The organism is Nocardiopsis sp. TSRI0078 (assembly GCF_001905145.1).
Classification (GTDB): domain Bacteria; phylum Actinomycetota; class Actinomycetes; order Streptosporangiales; family Streptosporangiaceae; genus Nocardiopsis.
This window is the reverse complement of sequence record NZ_LWLB01000016.1, coordinates 1-18,209: the sequence shown is the minus strand read 5'-3', so window position 1 is coordinate 18,209 and position 18,209 is coordinate 1. Positions and strand designations below refer to the sequence as shown.

General features: G+C 73.3%; 17 protein-coding genes and 1 pseudogene. 11 read left to right on the top strand and 7 right to left on the bottom strand.

What is annotated here, in order from left to right; genetic code table 11:
* Positions 1–133 precede the first annotated feature (133 nt).
* The 5 genes and pseudogenes from A6A08_RS13560 (at position 134) to A6A08_RS13545 (ending at position 2,829) form a co-directional block, all read left to right on the top strand.
* Positions 134–394 carry a hypothetical protein gene (locus A6A08_RS13560; protein ID WP_073702956.1) on the top strand — a complete coding sequence of 87 codons (261 nt, stop codon included), beginning with the start codon at positions 134–136 and terminating at the stop codon, positions 392–394.
* 78 nt (positions 395–472) lie between these two features.
* Complete coding sequence (locus A6A08_RS13555) at positions 473–991, top strand: GNAT family N-acetyltransferase (RefSeq protein ID WP_073702955.1); 519 nt, start codon at positions 473–475, stop codon at positions 989–991.
* Positions 992–1,033: 42 nt separating this feature from the next.
* Positions 1,034–1,298, top strand: a pseudogene (locus A6A08_RS28815) (TraR/DksA C4-type zinc finger protein); the annotation flags it as partial.
* A gap of 29 nt (positions 1,299–1,327) precedes the next feature.
* Positions 1,328–1,906 carry a signal peptidase II gene (lspA, locus tag A6A08_RS13550; RefSeq protein WP_073702954.1) on the top strand — a complete coding sequence of 193 codons (579 nt, stop codon included), beginning with the start codon at positions 1,328–1,330 and terminating at the stop codon, positions 1,904–1,906.
* On the top strand, positions 1,903–2,829 hold the full coding sequence (locus tag A6A08_RS13545) for an RluA family pseudouridine synthase (protein WP_073702953.1): 927 nt from the start codon (positions 1,903–1,905) through the stop codon (positions 2,827–2,829). Before lspA ends, A6A08_RS13545 begins: the two co-directional genes overlap by 4 nt.
* Positions 2,830–2,903: 74 nt before the next feature.
* On the opposite strand, the gene A6A08_RS13540 is transcribed toward A6A08_RS13545, so the two are convergent.
* A complete protein-coding gene (locus A6A08_RS13540; protein ID WP_073702952.1) occupies positions 2,904–3,881 on the bottom strand; it encodes a DMT family transporter in 978 nt (325 codons plus the stop codon).
* Positions 3,882–3,954: 73 nt separating this feature from the next.
* Here A6A08_RS13540 and A6A08_RS13535 point away from each other — a divergent pair, with 73 nt between their 5' ends.
* Positions 3,955–4,860, top strand: a complete 906-nt coding sequence (locus tag A6A08_RS13535; RefSeq protein WP_073702951.1) for a LysR family transcriptional regulator — start codon at positions 3,955–3,957, stop codon at positions 4,858–4,860.
* Between the two features lie 60 nt (positions 4,861–4,920).
* Here A6A08_RS13535 and A6A08_RS13530 read toward each other — a convergent pair whose 3' ends face one another.
* From A6A08_RS13530 to A6A08_RS13515, 4 genes are all read right to left on the bottom strand, one after another.
* The gene (locus A6A08_RS13530; protein ID WP_073702950.1) at positions 4,921–6,600 is read right to left on the bottom strand and encodes a thiamine pyrophosphate-dependent enzyme; all 1,680 of its coding nucleotides are present in this window, start codon (positions 6,598–6,600) and stop codon (positions 4,921–4,923) included.
* A 254-nt stretch (positions 6,601–6,854) separates the two neighbouring features.
* Positions 6,855–7,172 carry an AzlD domain-containing protein gene (locus A6A08_RS13525; protein WP_073702949.1) on the bottom strand — a complete coding sequence of 106 codons (318 nt, stop codon included), beginning with the start codon at positions 7,170–7,172 and terminating at the stop codon, positions 6,855–6,857.
* Entirely contained in the window at positions 7,169–7,939 is a 771-nt protein-coding gene (locus A6A08_RS13520; RefSeq protein ID WP_073702975.1) for an AzlC family ABC transporter permease, read from the bottom strand. The genes A6A08_RS13525 and A6A08_RS13520 overlap by 4 nt, the downstream gene beginning before the upstream one ends.
* 142 nt (positions 7,940–8,081) lie before the next feature.
* Positions 8,082–8,933: an AraC family transcriptional regulator gene (locus A6A08_RS13515; protein ID WP_073702948.1), complete on the bottom strand. Its 852-nt coding sequence runs from the start codon at positions 8,931–8,933 to the stop codon at positions 8,082–8,084.
* A gap of 195 nt (positions 8,934–9,128) precedes the next feature.
* On the opposite strand from A6A08_RS13515, the gene A6A08_RS13510 reads away from it, so the two are divergent.
* The 4 genes from A6A08_RS13510 to A6A08_RS13495 all read left to right on the top strand — a co-directional run bounded on the left by A6A08_RS13510 (position 9,129) and on the right by A6A08_RS13495 (position 11,988).
* Positions 9,129–9,566 (top strand): GNAT family N-acetyltransferase, encoded by a 438-nt coding sequence (locus tag A6A08_RS13510; RefSeq protein ID WP_073702947.1) that lies wholly within the window; start codon positions 9,129–9,131, stop codon positions 9,564–9,566.
* 146 nt (positions 9,567–9,712) lie between these two features.
* Positions 9,713–10,402, top strand: coding sequence for a PaaI family thioesterase (locus A6A08_RS13505; RefSeq protein WP_073702946.1), 690 nt, complete (start codon positions 9,713–9,715; stop codon positions 10,400–10,402).
* A gap of 338 nt (positions 10,403–10,740) precedes the next feature.
* Positions 10,741–11,070, top strand: a complete 330-nt coding sequence (locus A6A08_RS13500; RefSeq protein WP_073702945.1) for a chorismate mutase — start codon at positions 10,741–10,743, stop codon at positions 11,068–11,070.
* A 249-nt stretch (positions 11,071–11,319) separates the two neighbouring features.
* Positions 11,320–11,988 (top strand): haloacid dehalogenase type II, encoded by a 669-nt coding sequence (locus A6A08_RS13495; protein WP_073702974.1) that lies wholly within the window; start codon positions 11,320–11,322, stop codon positions 11,986–11,988.
* A 53-nt stretch (positions 11,989–12,041) separates the two neighbouring features.
* Here the strand turns inward: A6A08_RS13495 and A6A08_RS13490 are convergent, their stop codons facing one another.
* Entirely contained in the window at positions 12,042–13,316 is a 1,275-nt protein-coding gene (locus A6A08_RS13490; protein WP_073702944.1) for an endonuclease/exonuclease/phosphatase family protein, read from the bottom strand.
* A gap of 545 nt (positions 13,317–13,861) precedes the next feature.
* Between A6A08_RS13490 and A6A08_RS13485 the strand changes: the two genes are divergently transcribed.
* Entirely contained in the window at positions 13,862–16,102 is a 2,241-nt protein-coding gene (locus A6A08_RS13485; RefSeq protein ID WP_073702943.1) for a cellulose binding domain-containing protein, read from the top strand.
* A gap of 306 nt (positions 16,103–16,408) precedes the next feature.
* On the opposite strand, the gene A6A08_RS13480 is transcribed toward A6A08_RS13485, so the two are convergent.
* Positions 16,409–17,770, bottom strand: a complete 1,362-nt coding sequence (locus A6A08_RS13480) for a glutamine synthetase family protein (protein WP_199866925.1) — start codon at positions 17,768–17,770, stop codon at positions 16,409–16,411.
* Between the last annotated feature and the right edge of the window lie 439 nt (positions 17,771–18,209).

Sequence of the window (18,209 nt, the reverse complement as noted above, 5' to 3'; positions counted from 1 at the left end):
CTTGGCCGGGCCAGCCCTCCTAGGCTGTGTCCGTCCGGTCGGGGCCAGCACTACTCGTCCCCATCGACACCATCGGAGTCAGGATAACGCAGCGGGCGGGAGCCGCCGCGCAGTTCGTGGAAGGAGGGCCGTCATGGCGGAGGGCGTGCGGGGAGCGGTCCTGGTGACGCTGTCGGACCGTGAGGACGCCGAGGAGCTGGCCGAACAGCTCCTGGAGCAGGGGTACGAGCCGTGCCTGGTGCACCGCGACATGCTCGCGGGCGAGGACGACGCCGAGGACGTGGACTGGGTGATCGAGGTGCACACGGGTCCGCACGGCGGTCCGGCGGTGTTCGACGAGCCCCACCTGGCGGCGCTGGCGGAGGACTACGGAGGTTTCGCGGCCGCGGAGTGAACCCGGTACGGGCCCGGCCACGCCCCGGACGTGCGAAAACGGCTTGGTGCGCACGGCCGCGGCCGTGAGAATACGGGCATGCTGATTCGCAGAGCCGCGCCCGAGGACGGACCGGCCGTCGCCGAGGTGCAGATCCGTTCCTGGCGGGCCGCCTACCGGGGCCTGGTCCCGCAGGACTACCTGGACGCCATGGACGCCGCCCGGCGGGGCGCCCGGTGGTCGCAGTGGTTCGGCGGGGCCGTCTGGCCGGGTGCGGGGATGCTGGTGGCCGAGGAGGACGGCGGGGTGGTGGCCTTCGCCTGCTTCGCCCCCGCCGGGGAGAACGGGGAGGGCGCCGGGCCCCTGCTCGAACTGGAGGCCTTCTACTCCCTCCCCGAGGTGTGGGGGAGCGGGGGCAACCGACGGCTGATCGCCGACGTGCACGAGGCCGTCGCCGCGGCGGGACACACCGAGGCCGTCCTGTGGGTGCTCAGGGACAACCCGCGGGCCCGGCGCTTCTACGCCGCCCACGGCTGGGAGCCCGACGGAACCGTCACCGAGGATGGGCCGATCAACGGGGTGGTCCTGCCCCGTGTGCGGTATCACCGGAAGTTCTGAGGGACGCGCCGCCTCGTACCGGTGGGCCGCGCGGGCCCTCGGGATCCGGTCCGTGCCGCGGCCCGGAGGAGGGGCCGGCGGCCTGGCGGGGTCCGGGTCGGGGCCTGCCAGCGCGAACGGGATCCGGCGTTGGCCTACAATACTCGTGACCTGTTCGCCAGAGGCGGGCGGGCGATCGAACGGATGGACGCGGGAACCCACGGGATCTGCGACCCATGCGGCCGGGCCGTCGGGGAGGCACGCCTTCGGGCCTCTTCCGCGCACGCCCCCGTGTGTCACCTGCAAACAGCGCGAGGAGCGTCGCTGACTGAGGTAGAGCCCTCCGGGGACAGCAACATGACCACGACCGACAACGCCGGCGTCCGTCCGCGCAGGTACCTTCTCCTGCTGCTCGTCGCGCTCGCCGCGATCGGCGTCGACCTCCTCACCAAGGAGTGGGTCCTGGCGTCCTTCTCCGAGGGCGAGAGACTCGACGTCATCGGCAGCGTCCTCCAGTTCACCCTGGTGTTCAACACCGGTGCCGCCTTCTCCATGGGTACCGACTTCACGTGGGTGTTCACCTGCATCGCCAGCCTCGTGGTCCTCACCATCGGCTACATGGGCCTGCGCGTGCGCAGCGGTTGGTGGGCGGTGACGCTCGGCCTGATGATGGGCGGCGCCGCCGGCAACCTGCTGGACCGCTTCTTCCGCGAGCCCGCCCCCTTCCACGGCGCGGTGGTCGACTTCATCAGCGTGGGGAACTTCCCGGTCTTCAACATCGCCGACTCGTGCGTGGTCGTGGGCGCGGTCCTGGTGGTGGCGCTGACCTTCCGGGGGGTCAACCTGGACGGCAGCGTCGTCGTGGACGAGCGCGGCGGAGGCGGCGGGGAACCCGACACCGCCGAGGACGACACGAGAGGGGGGAGAGACCAGTGAGCGACACCCGCAGCCTGCCGGTGCCCGACGGTCTGGAGGGCGACCGGCTCGACTCGGCCATCGCCCGCATGTTCGGCCTGTCCCGTACCCGTGCCGCCGAGATCATCGGCGACGGCGGCGTACTGGTGGACGGCTCCGAGGCGGGCAAGTCCGACCGCGTCCAGGCGGGGGCCTGGCTGGAGATCACCCTTCCACCGCCGCCCACCGCCCCCGTCCCGCGCCCCGAGCCCGTCCCGGGCATGCGGATCGTGCACGAGGACGCCGACATCATCGTGGTGGACAAGCCGGTCGGCGTGGTGGCCCACCCCACGGTCGGCTGGACCGGGCCCAGCGTCCTGGAGGGCCTCCTGGCCTCCGGGGTGCAGGTGGCCACCGGCGGCGCCGCCGAGCGCCAGGGCATCGTGCACCGGCTGGACGCCAACACCACCGGCCTGATGGTGGTCGCCAAGAGCGAGACCGCCTACAGCGTGCTCAAGCGGGCGTTCAAGGAGCGCACCGTGGACAAGCGCTACCACACGCTCGTCCAGGGGCACCCGGACCCGTTCCGGGGGACCGTGGACGCGCCGATCGACCGGCACCCGTCCGGTGACGGGCGCTGGGCCGTGGTCGCGGGCGGGCGCCCGTCGGTGACGCACTACGACACGCAGGAGGCCTTCCGGGCGGCCAGCCTGCTGGAGATCAAGCTGGAGACGGGCCGTACCCACCAGATCCGGGTGCACATGGCCGCGCTGCGGCACCCGTGCGTGGGCGACATGCTCTACGGCGCCGACCCGACGCTGGCCGCGCGGCTGGGTGTGCGCCGCCAGTGGCTGCACGCGGTACGGCTGGGCTTCGACCACCCCACCGAGCACCGCCCGGTGGAGTTCTCCAGTCCCTACCCCGACGACCTCGCCTCCGCCGTCGACGCCCTGCGCGAGGACTGAACCCGGCCGGAGCGGGGGGTCGGCCACCGGCCGTCCCCGGCGGCATCGTCCGGGACCGGTCCCGGACGATGCCGTCACCCTCTCCGCACGAGCACGGTGACGTACCGGGTGCGGACCATCCCCTGGCACAGCGCGGCGCCGAGGATGATGACCACCGCGCCCAGCGGCTGGTTCCAGCTCAGGGTCTCGCCCATCAGCACGATTCCGGCGGTGATCGCCACGACCGGGGCCACGTAGGTGACCGTGGTCGCCACGGTCGCTCCGGCCTCCCGCACGATCGCGTACTGCAGGACGTAGGCGAAGCCGGTACCGAGGGCGCCCAGGACGCCCACCGACACCACCACCTGCCATGTCAGGCCCGTGGGCGCCTCGGTGAGCACCGGGACCAGCAGCGCCAGCGGGACGGAGCCCAGCAGCAGCTGCAGGGTGCTCAGCTCCAGGGCGCCGTGCGCGCTGCCCGCCACGAAGCGGCGCAGGTAGGGTGTGCCGATCCCGTAGCAGGCGGTGGCTCCCACGACGAACAGCATGCCGAGCACGGCGTCGCGGTCGCCCACGGACACCTCGCCGAGGGAGTCCCACACTCCGAACACGGTGAGCACGCCCAGGAAGCCGATGCCCAGGCCGAGGACCCGGTCGCGGTCGGGGCGCTCGTCGGAGAGCAGGAGCATCGAGAACACCACGCCGAAGAGCGGCGTCGAGGCGTTCACGATCCCCATGAGGGCGGAGGGGATCAGGTGCGCGGCGTACCCGAACAGGGTGAAGGGGACCGTGTTGAGCAGCAGGGCCGACACGAACAGGTGGCCCCACAGGCGCGGTGAGGTCGGCAGGCGTCCGCCCCGCAGCAGCAGGGCCGCCAGCAGGGGGACGGTCCCGGTGACCATGCGCCCGAGGGCGATCTGCATGGGGGAGAGGGCCTCGGCGGCGACCTTCATGAAGAGGAAGCTCAGGCCCCAGATCAGGGCGAGGAGGACGAACTTGGCACGCCAGTCGGACAGCGGGCGCAGGCGGCGCGGGGCACCGGACGGGGCGGACACAGGGGAGACAGCGGGCATGGGACGTTTCTAGCGCCAGCCGGGGTATTAGGTCTACTTCGTATTTCTTAAGCCTGGAGTTAGAGTCGCTTACATGCTCAGTGTCGACCGGCTCCGGGTCCTCCACACCATCGCGGCGCACGGCTCCCTCAGTGCCGCCGCCGAAGCCCTCCACGTCACCAACTCCGCGGTCTCCCAGCAGCTCACCAAACTCGAACGCGAGGTCGGACAGCCCCTCGTCGAACGCAACGGCCGCGGCGTCCGCCTCACCGACGCCGCCGAACTCCTGGTCGAGCACACCGCCAGGATCCTGTCCATGGTCCAGCGCGCCGAGGCCGACCTGGAGGCGCACCGCGACGACGTCACGGGCCACCTGCGCCTGTCCGCCGCCCCCACCGCCGTGCGCGGACTCCTCCCGCACGCGCTCGCCTCCCTGCGCGAGGCCCATCCCGGCCTGCGCGTGGAGCTGCACGAGGAGGAACCGCACGAGAGCGTGCCCGCCATGGCCCGGGGGGACGCCGATCTGGCCATGGTCATCGACTGGGTCGGTGCCCCGCTGAGCCTGCCCAGCGGCATGAGCCGTACCCCGCTCATGGAGGACGTCGGGGACATCGCCCTGCCCGCCGACCACCCCCTCGCCCACCGCGAGATCCTCGCCCCGGAGGAGATCCTCGACCTGCCCTGGATCAGCTGGTCGCGCGGATCGGTCTGCGACGACTGGCTGCACGGCATGATCCGGGCGCGCGGAGGCGAGCCCACCATCATCCACAACGTGGAGGAGCACCAGACCAAGATGGCGCTCATCGCCGCCGGGATCGGTGCCGCCGTCATGCCCCGCCTGGGGCGCGGACCCCTGCCGGAGGGCGTACGGGTGGTGCCCGTGCAGCCCGCGCTGGTGCGCCAGGTGTACGTGTTCTGGCGCACCGACGCCTCCCGGCGGCCGGGGATCCGCGCCACCGTCCGCGCCCTGCGCGAGGCGGCCGCCGCCTACGGGGACTGACCCTCCGCGGGGCTCCGCGGAGGGGCCGAGGAGGCCGCCGCGGGCGGCGGTCGCGCCTCCTCAGCCGCCCAGCAGGCCGGACAGGGTGGCGGACGGGCTGATCACCTCCGGATCCGTCCGTACGTCGACCAGGGTGGGCAGGTCCGCCTCCACCGACTCCGCCAGCGCCTTCTCCAGCTCCTCCCGGGTGTGCACGGTCGCGCCCCGCGCCCCCAGCGAACGGGCGAACCCGGCCAGGTCCAGCGGCCCGCTGATCCGGGTCCCCGCGATCCGGCCCAGCTCGCGGGCCTGGTGCATGGCGATCGTGCCGTACAGCCCGTTCTGGAACACCACCACGGTGATCGGCGCGCCCATGCGCACCGCGGTCTCCAGCTCCTGCCCGGTCATCAGGGTGCCGCCGTCACCGGCCACCGCCACCACCGTCCGGTCCGGGGCGGCGATCTTGGCCGCCACCGCGGCGGGTACGGCGTAGCCCATGGCCCCGCTGGTCGGCGCCAACTGGGTGCGGGGGTGCCGGAACCACCAGCCCCGGTGCAGGAAGGAGGCGAAGTTGCCCGCGTCGTTGGTGATCAGCGCGTCCTCGGGCAGCGCCGCGCGCATCCCCGCGACCACCGCCCACGGGTGCAGCCGGGAACCGGTGCCCTCGGACGCCTGGGGCGGCACGGTGGCGGTGTCCACCCACGTCCGCCGCGCCGAACTCCAGTCCCGGTAGGGCGCCTGCACCGGGGCGGCGGCCAGCTCGCGCAGGGCCTCCCCGGCGTCGGCGACCGCGCCGAACCACAGGTCGGCTGTGGCCCCCACCTGTCCGGGATCGATGTCGATCTGCGCGACCCGTACGTGCGGGCCCGGTTCGGGCAGCCGGTACCCCTGCGTGGTGGTCTCACTCATCCGACACCCGACGACCAGGACCGCGTCGGCCTCCGACAGTGCGTTCAGCACCGGGGGAGGGCACCCCAGCCCCAGGTGGCCGAGGTAGAGCGGGTGGTCGTTGGGGAACACGTCCTGGCGCCTCCAGGCCGCGTACACGCCGGTGTTGAAGCGCTCGGCGACCCGGACGAGGTCCTCGCGGGCCGCGCGTGCGCCGCCCCCCGCGATGATCACCGGGCGTACCGCCCTGGCCAGCCAGGTCGCCAGCCGGTCCCGGGCCGCCTCGCCCAGGACGGGGCGCGGCACCACGTGCGGCTCCGGCGGATCCTGGGCCCCCACCCGCCGGCCGAACAGGTCGCCGGGCACCGCGATGGCGACCGGACCGGGCCGCCCGGTGGTGGCCACGCGCAGCGCCCGTGCGGTGGTCTCCGCGAGTCGGTCGGCCCGGTGCACGGTGGTGGACCACTTGGTGATGGGCGCGTAGAACGCGGTGAGGTCCACCTCCTGGAAGGCCTCCCTGCCCAGCCGGTCGGTCTCGGCCTGGCCCAGGAACACGACCATGGGGGTGGAGTCCTGCATGGCGGTGTGCACGCCCACCGCCAGGTTGGACGCTCCCGGCCCCCGGGTGGCCGCGGCCACCGCCGGGACACCGGTGAGCTTGGCCTCGGCCTCGGCCATGAACCCGGCGCCGTTCTCGTGCCGTGTGGAGACCAGCTGCATGCGCGGATGCTGGTCGATCGCGTCGGCGAGCTCCAGGAAGCTCTCGCCGGGAACGGTGTAGCACCGTCTGATCCCGGCCGCGGACAGGACGTCCACCACCGCGTGCGCGGCGGTGTCGGTGGGCGGTCGGGGGCGGTCGGCGGCTGTGTCCATGGGGGTGGAGTTCCTTCCATCGTCGCAAGGTCCACGCGGTGCCTCAGGGCGCGGCGCACCGGTATGCGGCGCGTCCGGGCGTATGCGGCCGACTTTGACAGCCCGCCCCGGGCCGGTCAAGGACGGGGCACCGGCCTGTGGACGGCCGCAGGCCGTCGGCGGAGGGGGCGCGGAGGCCGCCGGGACCGGGCTCCGTCCGGGAGACCGCGGCGCGGCGGCCTCCCAGACGGGGTCGCGGGCGGCCCCCCGAGTGTTCAGCCGACGCCGAGGGCGCGCAGACCCGCCGTCGTGGCCGCGGCGGCGACGATCACGACGAGGAAGGGCGCGCGCAGGACCAGGGCGAGGACGGCGGCGCCCAGGCCGCTCATCCTGGCGGTGTCCCAGACCAGCGCCTGCCCCTCACCGCGCAGGGCCTCCACCGCGATCAGCGCGGCCAGCAGCGCGATGGGTACGGCGGTGGCGAACCGGCGCAGCCGCGGGTCTTCCAGGAGCCGCCGGGGCGCGGCCAGGCCCGCGTACTTGAGCAGGTAGCAGCCCGCGGCGGTGGCGATGAGCGCGATCCACAGAGTCACGGCCGGACCCCCTTGCGCAGGCCCTCCTCGGACGGTGTCCCCTCAGGCCGGCTCTCCCCGGGGCCGGACGCGGACCCCGCCCCGCGGGGCGGGGCACCGGAGGATCCGGCCGGGGCGTTTGCTCCGGTGTCGGGGCCGATGAGAGCGACCAGCGCGGCCGAGGCCGCGAGCAGGACCGGGACGCCGGAGGGAAGCAGCGGCGTCGCGGCCAAGGCGAGTCCCGCGCCGAGGAGCGCGATCAGCCAGGTACGGCCGCCGCCCTCGCGCAGGCGGGGCCACAGCAGCCCCAGGAAGATCGCCGGGCCCACCGCGTCCAGCCCGAACGCGCTGACGTCGCTCACCCGCTCCGTGGCCAGCGCGCCGACCAGGGTCGTGGACACCCAGAAACCGCCCAGCACCGCGTAGGTCGTCACGAACGCGGTGCGTGCCGACTCCCGGTCCGGCTGGACCAGGGTCACTGCCGCGGTCTCGTCGATCACCCCGTGCGCGGCCAGCGCCCGCCGCGCGCCCCTCCAGCCCAGCACGTCCGCCAGGCGCAGCCCGTACAGGGTGTTGCGGGCGCCCAGGAGCAGTGCCCCCAGCGCTCCCGCGACCAGGCTGCCGCCTCCGGCGACCACCCCGACCAGGGCGAACTGGGAGGCCCCGGTGAACATGAACAGGCTCAGGAAGACGGACTGCGCCGGGGACAGTCCGGCGGTCACGGACGCGGTGCCAAAGGCCAGGCCGGCGGCGCCCACGGCGACGCCGATCCCCATGCTGTCGCGCACCACCGGCGAACGAAGGAGAGAGAAGGTTTTCACGCGCCCGACGCTAGGCGGAGGGGCCGCCCGGCGTCTTGAACGTTCTTGCCCGCCCCGGCGGCCCGCGCACGGCCGTGTTCCCGCCCGCCCCGTCCGGAGCGGAGGGGCCTCACGAGGACAGCAGGGCGCGCTGGTAGGCGCCGGGCGGCACCCCGAGGTGGCGCTTGAAGTGGCGGGTCAGGTGCGGCTGGTCGGCGAAACCGACCTCCACGGCGACCTCGCCCGCCCGGCGGCCGGAGGCGAGCAGCGCCCTCGCCCGCTCCACCCGCAGCTGGTTGAGGTAGGCGTGCGGCGGCAGCCCGTGCACGGCCCGGAAGGCACGGGACAGCGCGAAGGGCCCGATGCCCAGCCGGGAGGCGAGCTCCTCCAGGGTGGGCGGATCCACCAGGCGCTCGGCGAGGAGCCGCCGGGCCCGCTCCACCTCGGGGCGGGCGGTGCGCCGGAGCGGGTCGGGCACCCGCTCGCGTCCGTGGGAGCGCAGCAGCATGCCCAGCCCCTGCCGCGCGAGGGAGGAGGAGGCCAGCCGGTCCCCGCGCTCGGCGGCCATGTGCGCGGTGGCCAGCACCCGGGCGGCCTCGGGCGCGTGGATACCGGACTCGGTGAACCCGGGGGTGCCCCGCATCCCCAGTTCGCGGGCGATGCCGGTCACCACGTCGGGGGAGGGGTAGAACACCCGGTAGCCCCAGCCCTCGGGAACCCCCGCGTGACCGGTGTGCACCTCCCCGGGGCCCACCACCGCCAACCCGCCGGGGCCCACCCGCTCCCGGCCCCGGGCGTGCGAGTACTCCTCGACGCCGTTGGTGATCACCCCGATGGTGTAGGTGGGGTGGGTGTGCCGGGTGAACGCGGTGGTGACGAAGCGCGCGGTGAGGAGCTCGGTCTCGGGCAGCCCGGAGAAGCGCCAGTAGCGCGCGTGCTCCGCGCCGGGGTCCTCGACCTCGGGGTGGACGTCTCCGGGCATGCCCATACCTCCAGGTTAGGCAGCGCCGCCGAGGGATCCGGCCGCGCCCCGGCGCCCCGCCCTCCCGCCGAGTGCCCTTCGCGCAGCGCCCCGCCGCCCCGCGCGGGCCCCGCGGACTGCCCATGGGTTTTCCGAGGGGGCGTCCGGGTCCACCCGTGGGGCGGGAGCGGTCGGGCGGCGGGCTAACCTGCGGGCATGACTACGACCGAGATCCGCCTGGCACGGGACGAGCGCGACCGTGCCGCAGTGTTCGTCATCCGGGGAGCCGTGTTCGTCGCCGAGCAGCAGGTGCCCGTCGAGGAGGAGTGGGACGCGCGCGACGCCACCGCCGACCACCTCCTCGCCCTGGACGGCGGTGTCCCCGTGGGAACGGTGCGCCTGGTGGACCTGGGCGGCGGAGTGGGCCTCCTCGGACGCCTGGCGGTCCTGCCCAAGGGGCGCGGCAACGGCACCGGCGCCGCGCTGGTCCGCGCGGTGGAGGAGCGCGCCCGCGAGCGCGGGCTGGGAACGGTGGAGCTGCACGCGCAGACGCACGCGCTGGGCTTCTACGCGCAGCTGGGGTACACCGCTCACGGCGAGGAGTTCCTGGACGCCGGGATCCCGCACCTGCACATGGTGCGTGAGCTGGGCTGACGGCGCCGCCCGTGCTCCCCGTCTCCGTCCCGTGTGACGGGGAGCGCACCGCCCTGGCCAGGCGAGGCGGAATACTACCGAGTAGGATTCGGTTCGGTGGTGGTGCCCCCAGCCGCCCGTGCACACGCCGATCCGACGAGGAACACATGACGGTCAACACGCAATCGGTAGCCGAGCGCCCCGACCCCCGCGCCTTCGGCCTCCCGGTGGTCGAGCAGGCCCAGATCCCCGCTGAGCTCCGCTCCCTCGTGGCCCGTGTCCACGAGCTTCTCGACGCCGTCGCCAACACCGAGGCCGACGCCGACACCCTCGCCGAGGCCGCCTCCACCGTCGAGGGCCTCACCGACGGGCTGAACGTCGCCCGGCGCCAGATCGGCACCATGGTCCAGCGCGACCTCCAGTCCGGCGACACCGAGTTCGGCACCATCACCAACATCGTCGCCGGCGACACCAATCCCGCCGCTCCGCCTCTCCTGCTGGAGCGCACCCCCGAGGGCCTGCGCGGCGAGGTCACCCTCAACACCGTCTACCAGGGCCCGCCCGGTCTCGTGCACGGCGGCTGGATCGCGGCCCTGCTCGACCAGGCCGTCGGCAGCGTCTCCGCCGTCGAGACCGCGCCCGGGCTCACCGCCAACCTGAACGTGGACTACCGCAGGCCCACACCGCTGTTCACCCCGCTGGAGGTCACCTCGTGGGTGGAGCGGGTGGAGGGGCGCAAGGTCTTCGTGGCCGGACGGATCCGCGCCCACGGGGAGGTCACCGCCGAGGCGACCGCCCTCATGATCCAGGTCAGCGTGCCCGGCGCCCAGGACGTGTCCGGGTCCCAGGACGGCTGACCGCGGACGACCAGCGGACACCCCCTCCACGCGGACGGAGAGAAGACCTTCCCGGGCGCGCCGTGGCGTTCCCGGCGGCGGTTCCGGTAGGATCATCGGCATGATCCGCCGCTATCACGTGTTTAGCCAGCCGACGCTCCCGTCGGCCGCTCGCACGTAGGCGGCAGCAGGGATCGTCGGCAACAGAGCACCCGGGCCAGGGCCCCGGTGCTCTTTCGTTTTCCAGGCGGCCGACGTCCCGCACACGCTCTCCACGCATCCGCTCCGCGGGGGACGTACGGCCGCACCGCGTCCGTACCGGGCCCGACGGCGGCCCGTTCCCACACGAGGGAGACACCGTGTCCGAGAGCCACCCCGCCCCCGCGTCCCCGACGCACACCGCCCTCTCCGCGGACGAGCAGATCCGCCGGTTGCGCGGGCGCATCGATCAAATGGACGCCGAGCTCGCCGAACTCCTCGAACGCCGTGCCCTCGTGGCCGCCCGGGTGCAGCGGCTCAAGCCGGTCGGCTACTTCGCCGGACGCGACATGCGGCGCGAGCGCGAACTGGTCGAGCGCATGGCCGAACGCGCCCCGCGCCTGGGACCGGAGCGGTTGGCCGACATCATGGACAGGGTCATCAGCGCCGGGCTGGCCGTGGCCCAGGAGGAGGCCGCGCGCACCAGCTGACTCCGGCCCCCGGCCTCGGGACCCCTTCCGCGACCGGGGTCGGGGGTGCGGAGCGGCCACCGCGGCGGACGAGGGCCGCCCGTGCCGCCCGGGCGGACACCCCGCCCGCCGCGACGGAGCACGCGCACTATGCTCACCGGCGGGCCCGGCAGTTCCCCGGGCCCTCCGGCGACCCGGTCCCAGCACCTTCCGGGCCGTACAGACAGATTCCGAGGAGTACTTCCCGTGGCCCCACACCCCGACACGGACATGGTCGTCTTCGACGTTCTCGGGACCATGGTCGACGAGCCCGGCGGGATCGGGCGCGGCCTCCGGACACTGCTCCCCGACATCGACGAGGCGAGGACGGGCGAGCTCGTCGAGGCGTGGTACGGGTACATCGACGAGCAGCAGCAGGAGATCCTCGCGGGCCGCCGCCCGTACGTCGGCAGCACGGCGATCGACCTGGAGGCGGCGACACGCGTCGCGGCCGAGGCCGGCGTCGGCGACGCGGACGCGATCCGCGCGCTGGCGGCCTCCGCGCAGCGGCTGGAACCGTGGCCGGACTCCGTCCCGGCGCTGGACCGGATCGCCTCGCGCTTCCCGGTGGTCGGCCTGTCCAACGCCAGCCATTCGGCCCTCACCCGCATCAGCGCGCACGCCGGGCTTCGCTGGCACCAGGTGCTCTCGGCCGAGGACGCGCGCGGCTACAAACCCCACCCCGACGTCTACCGGCTCGCGATCGCCAACGCGGGCTGCTCGCCGGACCGCCTGCTCATGGTCGCCGCCCATGCCTGGGACCTCCGCGGGGCGCAGGCCGCGGGCATGAGGACCGCCTACGTCGAACGCCCGGTCGGGGACCCTCCCGGCGCGGAGGACTCCTTCGACCTGGAGGTGGAGAGCCTCGACGACCTGGCCGCCAGTCTCGGCGCGGCCTGACGGCCGGGGCGGACACGACGCGCCGGACCACCGGACGGTCCCCCCGGCGCGGGCTAGTGGCGCACCACGTCCACCCATACCATCCGGTGGTCGGAGCTGGGGAAGGGGTAGTCGCCGGTCAGCCGGAACAGGGGGTCGTCCACGGTCGGCCAGAACACCCCCGAGGAGCGGGTCGGAACGGTCCGCGAGGGCAGCACGTAGTCCACGCGCAGGTTGCCCGGGCCGGGTTCGTCCGCGAAGTCGGCGCTGTCCAGGACCGGGTCGCCCCCGTGCCCGTCGTTGGCCCCGCCCTGGCGCTGGGCCGCGCCCCTGCCGCCCTGGCTGGACGGGCGCACGTCGGTGATCCCCGGGTGGTCCAGGAGCTGGGTGATGGCGTCCGGGTGGCCGTCGCCGTCGTTGGGGTCGGCGTTGAGGTCCCCGGCGATGACGAACGGCGCGCCCACGGGCAGGCCGCCGCGCCGGCCCTGGTCGTCGTAGACGTAGGAGCCCGCGCGCGGGGTGACGTAGTCGGCCCAGAAGCGGATCTCGTCGTGGTTGCGCGCGACGTTGCGCCTCTCCGGGCCGTCGAAGGCCGGCGGTGTCGGGTGGCTGGCCAGCAGGTGGATCGGGCGGCCCCGGCCCGTGTCGATCGGCAGGTCCCAGTGGCTCTTGGAGGACAGCCGCAGGACCTCCAGGGCCTCGGGGGAGTAGTAGGACTCGCCCGTCTCGGGGTCGGTGGGCAGGAGCGCGCCGGGCATGTCCGCCCACCGGAAGGTCTGGAACGTGCGCACGTCCTCGGTGACGATCGGGTACATCGAGTACACGACCATCCCGTACTGGCCGGGGAAGAGCCCGTACCCGAAGGCGTCCTCGGCGTAGGCGGGGCTGCCGGGCTCGGTCACCGCCTCGCCGTCGCCGTTGAGGTCCACGCCCGAGGCCACTCCGGTGTTGACGGGCGCGGAGTACACGTACGGGTAGTCGATGGCCTCGGCGCCGTTCTGGCCCACGGACAGGTAGTTGTCCTGGAACAGCCGGGGCCCGTCCCCCTGCTCGTCGTAGTCGAACTCGTTGACCAGGAGGACGTCGGGGCGCACGTGCTGGATGATCTCGGCGACGTTGCGCGCCTGCTCGCTGTCGGAGGTGGCCAGCTCCTCGGCGAGCACCCCCTGCCCAGGGCGTTCCAGCGCGGTGTTGAAGGTGGCGAAGCGCACCTCGTGCGATCCCGGCGGCGGGGGGACCGACGGCGACACCTCGGCGGCTGCGGGTGCCGCCACCAGGGCGGACGCGGCCAGGACGAGGGTGGCGGTGGAGGCCACCGGCCTGGTCGGCGGGCGTGGACGCGGCTTCATGGTGGCATCCTCTCAGCGGGGGAGCGGGGTGCGAAAGGCCGGGATTGTGCCTGCCCGGGGCCCGGGGCAGGGGGAGTTCCGGCGGCCGGGCCGGTGCGGCCCCGGCCGCGGGAGGTTAGCAGCCCAGGGTGAAGCGGGGGTGGCCCCGCGTTGTCCACAGGGAGCGAAACCCCGTGGCGTGGGCCTGCGCCTTCCCGCTCTCCTGGTTGCGTGACCCCTGACGGAACCCCGCCCGCCCTTCCGCCGGGACGTCGCGGGCGAAGGCCCGCGGAACCGTCCGTTCCACCGGGGGGCGACCCGGGCTTGAAACGTTTTGCCCCCAACTGCTCCGCTTTCCTCACTCCCGGACGTATGACGGGCAGATATCCCGTGTCAGCCGGGACTCAGATCCTCCGTGCGGAAGTAAATCGGTTTAGAAAAGACCGTTGCCGCGTCGCTACTCCCCGTGTTACGTTCTCGTTGTTTTCGGGAGCGCTCCCATCACATCGACGCATCCGGGCCGCCGCGACATGTCGGCACCGGATGCGGTGAGGAGTGTCCTTCCCATGCCCCCCAACCCCCCCGCCACCCGCCATCGGACACGGTGCGGCGCCTCCCTCGCGACCGCCCTCGCCACGGGCGCCGCGCTCGCCGCCGTGGCGACCGGCCCCGCTTCCGCCGCCGCCGGCTGCGAGGCCGACTACACCGTTCAGAACCAGTGGAACGACGGCTTCACCGCCGCCGTGTCCGTCACCAACCTCGGTGATCCCGTCGACGGCTGGACCGTGGAGTGGGACTTCACCGCGGGCGAGCGCGTCACCAGCGGCTGGAACGGCGGGTTCTCCGGTTCCGGGGACCGCGTCAGCGTGGACGACGCCGGGTGGAACGCCGCCATCGCCACCGGAGGATCGGTCGGCTTCGGCTTCAACGGCTCTCACGGCGGCACCCCGGTGCTGCCCGAGTCCTTCACGCTCAACGGCACCGTCTGCACCGGCGACACCGGGGAGCCCCCCGGCGAGGAACCGCCCGACGACGAGGATCCGCCCACCACCGGAGAGGGGCGCCAGGTCGAGGATCTGGACCGCGGCCTGGTGAGCGTGCACGGCACGCGGGGCAACCTGGTGAGCTGGCGCCTGCTGGCCACCGACCCCGAGGACGTCGCCTTCAACGTCTACCGCGGCTCCACGCGCCTCAACCCGCAACCCCTCACCGGGGCCACCTCCTACCTGGACGGCGGCGCCGCCGCCGACGCCCGCTACACGGTCCGCCCCGTGGTCGACGGCCAGGAGGCGGAGGCCTCGGCGACCTCCCTGGCGCTGCGCGACGGCTATCTGGACGTTCCCCTGGACGTCCCGTCCGGCGGCAGCGGCTACACCTACGACGCCAACGACGCCAGCGTGGGCGACCTCGACGGCGACGGCGAGTACGAGATCGTCCTGAAGTGGGAGCCCACCAACGCCAAGGACAACTCCCAGGCGGGCCGTACCGGCCCCGTGCTGCTCGACGCCTACGAGCTCAGCGGAGAGCGGCTCTGGCGCATCGACCTGGGGCGCAACATCCGCGCCGGTGCGCACTACACCCAGTTCCAGGTCTACGACTTCGACGGGGACGGGCGGGCCGAGGTCGCCGTGAAGACGGCCGACGGCACCGTCGACGGCACCGGCGGGGTCATCGGCGACGCCGGGGCCGACCACCGCAACGGCGACGGCTACATCCTGCGCGGGCCGGAGTTCCTCACCATGTTCGACGGCCGCAGCGGGGCCGAACTGGACTCGGTGGACTACGTGCCCGGACGCGGCGACGTCTGCGCCTGGGGCGACTGCTACGGCAACCGGGTGGACCGGTTCCTGGCGGGTGTCGCCTATCTGGACGGCCGGCGGCCCAGCCTGGTCATGGCGCGCGGCTACTACACGCGCTCGGTCATCGCGGCCTGGGACTGGCGCGACGGGCGCTTCACCCGCCGCTGGACCTTCGACAGCGATGACGCCGGGTCGCGGTGGGCCGGACAGGGCAACCACCAGTTGAGCATCGCCGACGCCGACGGCGACGGCCGCGACGAGGTCATGTACGGCTCGATGGCCGTCGACGACGACGGCAGCGGGATGTGGAGCACCGGCCACGGCCACGGGGACGCCATGCACGTGGGCGACCTGCTGCCCGACCGCTCCGGCCTGGAGGTCTTCACCATCACCGAGCGCACGGGAGGCGCGGCGGGCGCCTACGTGGCCGACGCCGCCACCGGCGACGTGGTCTGGCGCAGGCCCACCGCCGGCGGTGAGGAGGGGCCCGGCCGGGGCGTGGCCGCGGACGTGTGGCCGGGCAACCCGGGTGCGGAGTTCTGGGTCACGGGGGGCGGCATCAACGGCGTGTACGACGCCGAGGGCGACCGTCCGGGTGTCCGCGCCCCCTCCTCGGCGAACTTCCTGAGCTGGTGGGACGGCGACCCGCTGCGGGAACTGCTGGACGGCACCCGCATCGACGAGTACGGGACCGGTGGCGACACCCGGCTGCTGGCCGGCTCCGGGGTGGCCTCCAACAACGGCACCAAGTCCACGCCGGCGCTGAGCGGCGACATCCTCGGTGACTGGCGTGAGGAGGTCCTCTGGCGCACCGAGGACAACCGGGCGCTGCGGATCTACTCCACGCCCGTCCCCACCGGCTTGCGGATGCCCACCCTGATGCACGACACCCAGTACCGGGTGGCCGTCGCCTGGCAGAACACCGCCTACAACCAGCCGCCGCACCCGAGCTTCTTCATCGGGGACGGCATGGAGCCCGCTCCCTGGCCGGAGGTGTACACACCCTGACCACTGGGCGGGTCGGGGCGGTCGTACGGGTGCGCTCGCACGGCCGCCCCGCACCCGGGAACCGTGTGCGGGCGGTCGCGGACGGCGGAATCCTCCCAGCGCACAGGCCCTTCTCCCGGAGCCTTGTTCGAAGGAGGCCTGTGCGCTCCGCGCGGTGCCTCTGGATCCCACAGGTACCTACGGTGAAGGTCGCCCGGCCGGAGCTGGGAGAAGGCCGTCATCTTCTGTCCGGGGCGGGTGGGCACGGCTGCGCCGCGTGCGAAGAGGACGGTCCCCCCGGGCCTGCGCGGGCCCGGGGGCCGCGCCCTACAGAGTCGGCAGGTACCGCGCCAGCTCGTACGGGGTGACCTGGCGGCGGTAGGAGTTCCACTCCGCCTTCTTGTTGCGCAGGAAGAAGTCGAAGACGTGCTCGCCCAGGGTCTCGGCGACCAGCTCGCTGTTCTCCATGATCCGCAGGGCCTCGTCCAGGCTCTGCGGCAGCGGGCGGATGCCCAGCGCGCGGCGCTCGGCGTCGGTCAGGGCCCACACGTCGTCCTCCGCGCCCGGGGGCAGCTCGTAGCCCTCCTCGATGCCCTTGAGCCCGGCGGCCAGGATGACGGCGTAGGCCAGGTAGGGGTTGCAGGCGGTGTCCAGCGAGCGGATCTCGATCCGGCTGGAGTTGGACTTGCCGGGCTTGTACATCGGCACGCGCACCAGCGCCGAGCGGTTGTTGTGCCCCCAGCAGATGTAGGCGGGGGCCTCGCCGCCCATGCCGGCGGAGGCCGCCGGGTCGTCCCACAGGCGTTTGTAGGAGTTGACCCACTGGTTGGTCATGGCCGTGATCTCGTCGGCGTGCCGGAGCAGGCCCGCTATGAACCCGCGCCCCACCTTGGAGAGCTGGAAGTCCGCGCCCGGCTCGTAGAAGGCGTTCCGGTCGCCCTCGAACAGCGACAGGTGCGTGTGCATGCCCGAGCCCGGGTACTCGGTGAACGGCTTGGGCATGAACGTCGCGTACACGCCCTGCTCCATCGCCACCTCCTTCATCACGAGCCGGAAGGTCATGATGTTGTCGGCGGTGGTCAGCGCGTCGGCGTACCGCAGGTCGATCTCCTGCTGCCCCGGGCCGCCCTCGTGGTGGCTGAACTCCACGGAGATGCCCATGGCCTCCAGCATGTTGATGGCGTTGCGCCGGAAGTCGTGCGCGCTGTTGTGGGGGGTGTGGTCGAAGTAGCCGCCCGAGTCGTTGGGCTCGGGGAACTCGCCCTGCTCGGGCATCTTCTTGAGCAGGTAGAACTCGATCTCGGGGTGGGTGTAGAACGTGAACCCGAGGTCGGAGGCCTTGCTGAGCTGGCGCTTGAGCACGTGGCGCGGGTCCGCCGAGGACGGCGAACCGTCCGGCATGAGGATGTCGCAGTACATGCGCGCCGTGCCGTGCGGCTCGTTGCGCCAGGGCAGCACCTGGAAGGTGGAGGGGTCGGGCTGGGCCAGCATGTCGGCCTCGTAGACGCGGGCGAAGCCCTCGATCGCGGAGCCGTCGAAACCGATGCCCTCGGAGAAGGCCGCCTCCAGTTCGGCGGGAGCGACCGCCACGGACTTGAGGTACCCGAGCACGTCGGTGAACCACAGCCTCACGAACCGGATGTCGCGCTCCTCCAACGTGCGGAGCACGAATTCCTGCTGTCGATTCACGATCAACCTTCCTCGATGCCGGTCGGTCCGGTCCGTGCCCCGCCGTACGCGGAGCCGGGCCGGACACAGTGTCCCAGAGCCAGTCTGCCGTGCGGATATTTCCGGGGTATTTCCGCACACGCCGACAGCCTGCCCGGACCCTCTCCCCGCACACGCATTATGACCTGTGACCGGGGCTTCGGCCCACCGCCTCATGCTGCCCGCGGTCTCGGGGAGACCGGGCTCCCACCGCCTCATGCCGCTGGCGGTCTCGGGGCCACCGGCCGGGCAGCCCCTGGAACGGGGGTCCGGGCCGTCCCCGGCGGCGCACCCACGCGCCCCCGGGCCGGTTCCGCCTAGGGCCTGTTTGGGAAGTCAGAGCCATTCGTTGATGGCAGCGATCTGGACGGTGGCCTCGTAGCGAAGGGCGAGCTTGTCATAGCGCGTGGCCACCGCCCGG

What these genes read in the sequence shown, in the direction of transcription:
- A6A08_RS13560 (WP_073702956.1), top strand. Translation starts at nt 134, where the DNA reads ATGGCGGAGGGCGTGCGGGGAGCGGTCCTGGTGACGCTGTCGGACCGT.
- A6A08_RS13555 (WP_073702955.1), top strand. Translation starts at nt 473, where the DNA reads ATGCTGATTCGCAGAGCCGCGCCCGAGGACGGACCGGCCGTCGCCGAG.
- lspA (WP_073702954.1), top strand. Translation starts at nt 1,328, where the DNA reads ATGACCACGACCGACAACGCCGGCGTCCGTCCGCGCAGGTACCTTCTC.
- A6A08_RS13540 (WP_073702952.1), bottom strand. Translation starts at nt 3,881, where the DNA reads ATGCCCGCTGTCTCCCCTGTGTCCGCCCCGTCCGGTGCCCCGCGCCGC.
- A6A08_RS13535 (WP_073702951.1), top strand. Translation starts at nt 3,955, where the DNA reads ATGCTCAGTGTCGACCGGCTCCGGGTCCTCCACACCATCGCGGCGCAC.
- A6A08_RS13530 (WP_073702950.1), bottom strand. Translation starts at nt 6,600, where the DNA reads ATGGACACAGCCGCCGACCGCCCCCGACCGCCCACCGACACCGCCGCG.
- A6A08_RS13515 (WP_073702948.1), bottom strand. Translation starts at nt 8,933, where the DNA reads ATGCCCGGAGACGTCCACCCCGAGGTCGAGGACCCCGGCGCGGAGCAC.
- A6A08_RS13510 (WP_073702947.1), top strand. Translation starts at nt 9,129, where the DNA reads ATGACTACGACCGAGATCCGCCTGGCACGGGACGAGCGCGACCGTGCC.
- A6A08_RS13505 (WP_073702946.1), top strand. Translation starts at nt 9,713, where the DNA reads ATGACGGTCAACACGCAATCGGTAGCCGAGCGCCCCGACCCCCGCGCC.
- A6A08_RS13495 (WP_073702974.1), top strand. Translation starts at nt 11,320, where the DNA reads ATGGTCGTCTTCGACGTTCTCGGGACCATGGTCGACGAGCCCGGCGGG.
- A6A08_RS13490 (WP_073702944.1), bottom strand. Translation starts at nt 13,316, where the DNA reads ATGAAGCCGCGTCCACGCCCGCCGACCAGGCCGGTGGCCTCCACCGCC.
- A6A08_RS13485 (WP_073702943.1), top strand. Translation starts at nt 13,862, where the DNA reads ATGCCCCCCAACCCCCCCGCCACCCGCCATCGGACACGGTGCGGCGCC.